Source organism: Nostoc sp. (genome assembly GCF_035638895.1).
Taxonomy (GTDB): domain Bacteria; phylum Cyanobacteriota; class Cyanobacteriia; order Cyanobacteriales; family Nostocaceae; genus Nostoc.
On the sequence record NZ_DASQZC010000306.1, the window covers coordinates 1 to 4,685 of the forward strand.

Annotated in this window: 4 protein-coding genes; 1 reads left to right on the forward strand and 3 read right to left on the reverse strand. The window is 47.5% G+C overall.

Features of this window, described 5'->3' with window-relative positions; all coding sequences use genetic code 11:
• Nucleotides 1-123: 123 nt before the first annotated feature.
• On the reverse strand, nucleotides 124-1,326 hold the full coding sequence (locus VE944_RS14785) for a phosphoglycerate kinase (protein ID WP_324978222.1): 1,203 nt from the start codon (nucleotides 1,324-1,326) through the stop codon (nucleotides 124-126).
• A gap of 89 nt (nucleotides 1,327-1,415) precedes the next feature.
• Here VE944_RS14785 and VE944_RS14790 point away from each other — a divergent pair, with 89 nt between their 5' ends.
• Nucleotides 1,416-1,838: a universal stress protein gene (locus VE944_RS14790; protein WP_324978228.1), complete on the forward strand. Its 423-nt coding sequence runs from the start codon at nucleotides 1,416-1,418 to the stop codon at nucleotides 1,836-1,838.
• A gap of 623 nt (nucleotides 1,839-2,461) precedes the next feature.
• Here the strand turns inward: VE944_RS14790 and VE944_RS14795 are convergent.
• On the reverse strand, nucleotides 2,462-3,430 hold the full coding sequence (locus VE944_RS14795; RefSeq protein ID WP_324978224.1) for an ABC transporter permease: 969 nt from the start codon (nucleotides 3,428-3,430) through the stop codon (nucleotides 2,462-2,464).
• Nucleotides 3,431-3,436: 6 nt separating this feature from the next.
• A complete protein-coding gene (locus VE944_RS14800; RefSeq protein ID WP_324978226.1) occupies nucleotides 3,437-4,480 on the reverse strand; it encodes an ABC transporter permease in 1,044 nt (347 codons plus the stop codon).
• Nucleotides 4,481-4,685 lie beyond the last annotated feature (205 nt).

Sequence of the window (4,685 nt, forward strand, 5' to 3'; positions counted from 1 at the left end):
GATACTTTTTCGAGCGATCGCTTATAACTTTTGCGCCCATTCCAGCGATTTAGTTTGCACAGTTTTTCCCCTATTTGTAGAGACGTTACATGTAACGTCTCTACATAATTCTAAAGATGGCTATTAAGCATCATCTAAAGCTGCAATTCCAGGCAATACCTTGCCTTCAAGTAACTCCAAGCTAGCGCCGCCGCCGGTGGAGATGTGGCTCATTTGGTCGGCTAAACCAACTTTTTCCACAGCCGCTACTGAGTCGCCGCCGCCAATGATGGTGGTTGTGCCAGTTTTGCCAATTTCGGCGAGGGTATGAGCGATCGCTTCCGTACCTACCGCAAACTTATCAAACTCAAACACACCCATTGGCCCGTTCCAAATTACCGTTTTGGTATCTGCAAGGGCATCTTGGAAAACTTTTACTGAGTCTGGGCCAATATCTAAACCCATCCAACCATCTGGGATATTCTCAATGCTAACGGTTTGAGAATTAGCATCAGGGGCAAAGTTATCTGCCAATACCACATCTGTGGGAAGCAATAAAGCAACGCCCCGTTCTTTAGCCTTAGCTTCCAAAGACTTCGCTAGTTCTAGCTTGTCTTCTTCTACCAACGACTTACCGACATTCAAACCACGGGCTTTGTAGAAGGTGAAAATCATCCCACCACCAATGATCAGCTTGTCGCACTTCTCCAGCAACGTTTCAATCACGCCAATTTTGCTGGAAACTTTGGAACCACCAATAATTGCTGCCAAAGGACGTTGGGGATTTTCAATAGCATTTTGCAGATATTGCAATTCCTTCTCAACCAAATATCCAGCCACAGAAGGGCTGAGGAATTTAGTCACACCTTCAGTAGAAGCATGGGCGCGGTGTGCAGTACCAAAAGCGTCATTTACATAAAAATCAGCATTAGCTGCCAATTTTTTCGCAAATTCTGGGTCGTTTTTCTCTTCTTCTTTATAAAAGCGGACATTTTCCAGTAACAGCACTTGGCCATTTTGCAATGCGCCAATTTTAGCTGCAACTTCATCACCAATGGAGTCATCAGTTTTAACGACTTCTTGCCCCAGTAACTCAGAGAGACGCTTGGCAACGGGAGTTAGGCGTAATTTATCATCCACACCCTTGGGACGCCCAAAATGGCTTGCGAGAATGACCTTAGCACCCTTCTGCGTCAAATCTTGGATGGTTGGTAAAGCTGCGCGAATGCGAGTATCGTCGGTAATATTGCCTTGATCATCGACAGGTACATTAAAGTCAACCCGCACTAAGGCACGTTTCCCAGATATATCAGCCGAAGATAAACTTGCTAAACTTTTTTTGGACACACCAAACTCTCCTGATTGCCTTTTTGTTATTGTTTTGAAAGTAGAACCATCAAGATTTTACCGGAGTCAGGGGTACCCAAGTGACAGAGATATTTAAGACAGTACTATTTCCTATTGATCAAAGCCGGGAAACGCGGGAAGCTGCTGATGTTGTTACCAACGTAGTCAAAAAGTACAGCAGTCGCTTGGTGCTGCTGTCTGTGGTGGAAGAACCACCTCCAGATGCGCCACCTCCAGATGCGCCTAATGCAGATCCGATGGTGTCACCAGAGGTAGTTGCTAAACTGCTGGAAAATGCCCAATCTTTATTTTCTGGGCAAGGAATTCAAGCTGAAATCCTAGAAAGGCGGGGTAAACCAGCTTTTACTATCTGCGATGTTGCCGATGAAATCGGAGCCGATTTAATCATTATGGGCTGTCGGGGGCTAGGCTTGACTGAAGAGGGAGCCGATGATAGTGTTACCACTCGCGTAATTAATCTTTCCCCTTGCCCAGTGCTGATTGTGCCCTAGTAGTCATAAGTGCCCAGGAGCTAGTGTGTTGCTAAATACTAATAATATTTCTAGCGATCGCCAATAGACATCTCCAGAAATAAAATATGCGTTACCCAGAACCCTTGTAGAGACGTAGCACTACTACGTCTTTACATTCTTTTTCCCTTCTATGTCTATTGAACCTCACACGACTTGAAGCCGCGTGATTCCTGCTTCAACGATCTCTGCCTGAAAAAATCCAGGACTGACAAGTTCTCCACAGGCGTTTTTTATAACCTCCGGCGTACCGACGGCGGTTAGCAGCACACAGTACTGCTGTCCTGCAAAAGTATATTTTATATACGTGAAAATAGGTGTAACGCAAGTATGTTTTTGCTAACGTGAAGACGGAAGCTCTTGCAGGCTGCGCGAAACACTGAAACGTGAAGGCGGAAGCTCTTACAAGGAAGACGGAAGCTCTTGCAGACTGCACGAAACACTGAAACGTGAAGATGGAAGCTCTTACAGGGAAGACGGAAGCTCTTGCAGGTAGAGCGTAATACCAATTTGAAAAAAGAATGCGACAAATAGACCATCTGTAGAGAGGCGATTCATCGCGTCTTTACCCAAGGATGTGTTTGAAATCATTAATTGAATTGGTATTACCCCCTCTGGGCGATGCGCTGCTGGAAGATCACGACCATAAGTAGAAAGCCACCGCGAAGCACGAGCTGCCACCACGGAGTAATAGTCCCCTCAAGATTCAGAAGGTTGTACATCATTCCTAAGAGAAGGACACCTATAAGCGTTGGAAACACGCTCCCCTGACCCCCTGCGAGAAACGTTCCTCCCATGACGGTCGCAGCGATCGCATCCGTTTCCCAGCCAAAGGCAGCCACAGGCTGACCCGCCCCTAGACGACCTGCGAGAACAACACCAGCAAGCCCTGAAAGCATACCGCTAAAAGTGTAGACGGCAAGTTTCACTTGGTTTGGGTTTACGCCCATCAGCCGAGAGGCTTCCTCGTTGTCGCCGATAGCGAACACATGCAACCCTAATCGGCTTCTGTGCAGCATAAACCAAGCTGCAAAATATAAGAGCGCAACTATAATCACGGGGACAGGAACGAAACCAATAAACCCTCTACCCAGCCAAACAAGTCCTGATGCTGCCGATGGTACTGCAATTGACCTCTCCTCGGTGATGCTCAACGCTAGCCCCCGTGCCGCGCTTGCGGTGAATAATGTAACAACGAACGGCTGGAGCCTTGCGCGAGACACGAGAAGACCGTTTACCACACCAAGCAAGGTGGTGCTGGCAATGCCGCCAACAATTGCTACAAAGCTTCCTTGTCCAGCAAGCAATGCCGCGATGACACCGCCTAGAGCAACGAGGGAACCCACGGAGAGATCGATTCCTCCACTCAGGATCACGACAGTCATGCCCAGTGCGACGATCGCAAGCATACTGTTCTGTCGCATGATGTTCATGAGATTAAGAGGTGTCAGGAAGGTTTCATAACGAAACGATGCGAAAACAGCCAAACTAAGGAGCATGAGCAGCACGCCCTGCGAGGTGAGGAGTCTAGCGAGACGCTTCCCAGCAAATGCAAGAGACTTTGTAGCAGCCATGATGCGTTAAACCTCCTTAGGACGCTGTAAAAAAATCGCGAAAAGAATGATTACGGATTTTAAAACTAATGACCAGGTGAAGGGAATCAGGAGCATGTTGAAACTTGTCGAGATTACCTGCATAATCAGCGCTCCGACAACAGTGCCAAGTATATTCGCGCGACCACCGGAGAAGGGCGTACCGCCAACAACAACGGCTGCGATCGCCTCAAATTCCGCGTTGACACCGACCTTACTAGGATCGCCCAAACCCAGCCTCGCCGTCTCGACGAGTCCGGCCAGTCCCGCAAGTAGGGCGCTAATTATATAGACAATGTATTTCACCCGTTCCGCACGGATGCCCGCCAGCCTTGCGGCCTTCTCGTTGCCTCCGACTGCAACAATCTGACGCCCAAAAAGCGTAGAGCGGATACAGAAGAAGGCTCCTGCAATGACGACTGCCGCAATCACAACCTGAATTGGTATAAAACCGAGATAGCCCTTTCCAAGTGCTTCAAATGTGGGATTGGTGAAGGGAACGAGCTGGCCGTCTCCGATCACCTGAGCGACCCCACGCCATAAAATCAGAGCCGCCAACGTAGTGATCAGGGGGTCAAGTTTCAGACGTGAGATGAGAAAGCCATTGATTAAACCAACCAACAGGGCACAGCACAAGGCGAACGAAATGGCAACAGTAATTCCATACTTAATAAGTAATGCCACAACAACTGAAACTAATGCCATAGTAGAGCCGACGGTCAGATCGATGCCACGCGAGGCAATGACAAATGTCATGCCAACGGCAATAAACATTGTGGTGGATACTTGGAGCAACATGTTTAACGTGTTGCTAACTGTAGCGAAACGCGGAGTGAAAACGGCGTTCGCAACATAAAGAATTAGGAGCGCCGCCGGGGCACCGAAGTTTGGGTTCCACAGGTTTTTCCAACTCAGGTCAGGCTTCTTGCTATTCATAGGACTTACGCACTGTACAAAAGAATAATCTTGTGTATCAACGGAAATGCATTGTTTCAGGCTTTTGTTAATTTTCTCATAAAATTTTCTAGTCAACTTTACACAATTGATTAGTATTACTAATTTAAGCTTGAGGCGATTGCTGAAATTCTTTTTTAGAAGACCAGAATAGCAACGGCGGGCTAGCCCCTAAATTCATTCATGGGGGTTAGCCGTTGGCGATTTTAATCGCCGTCCCCATTCTTCTATTAGTTCACTAGCACTGATGCCCCTACTTATTGCCTCAGCTTTAATATTTTCC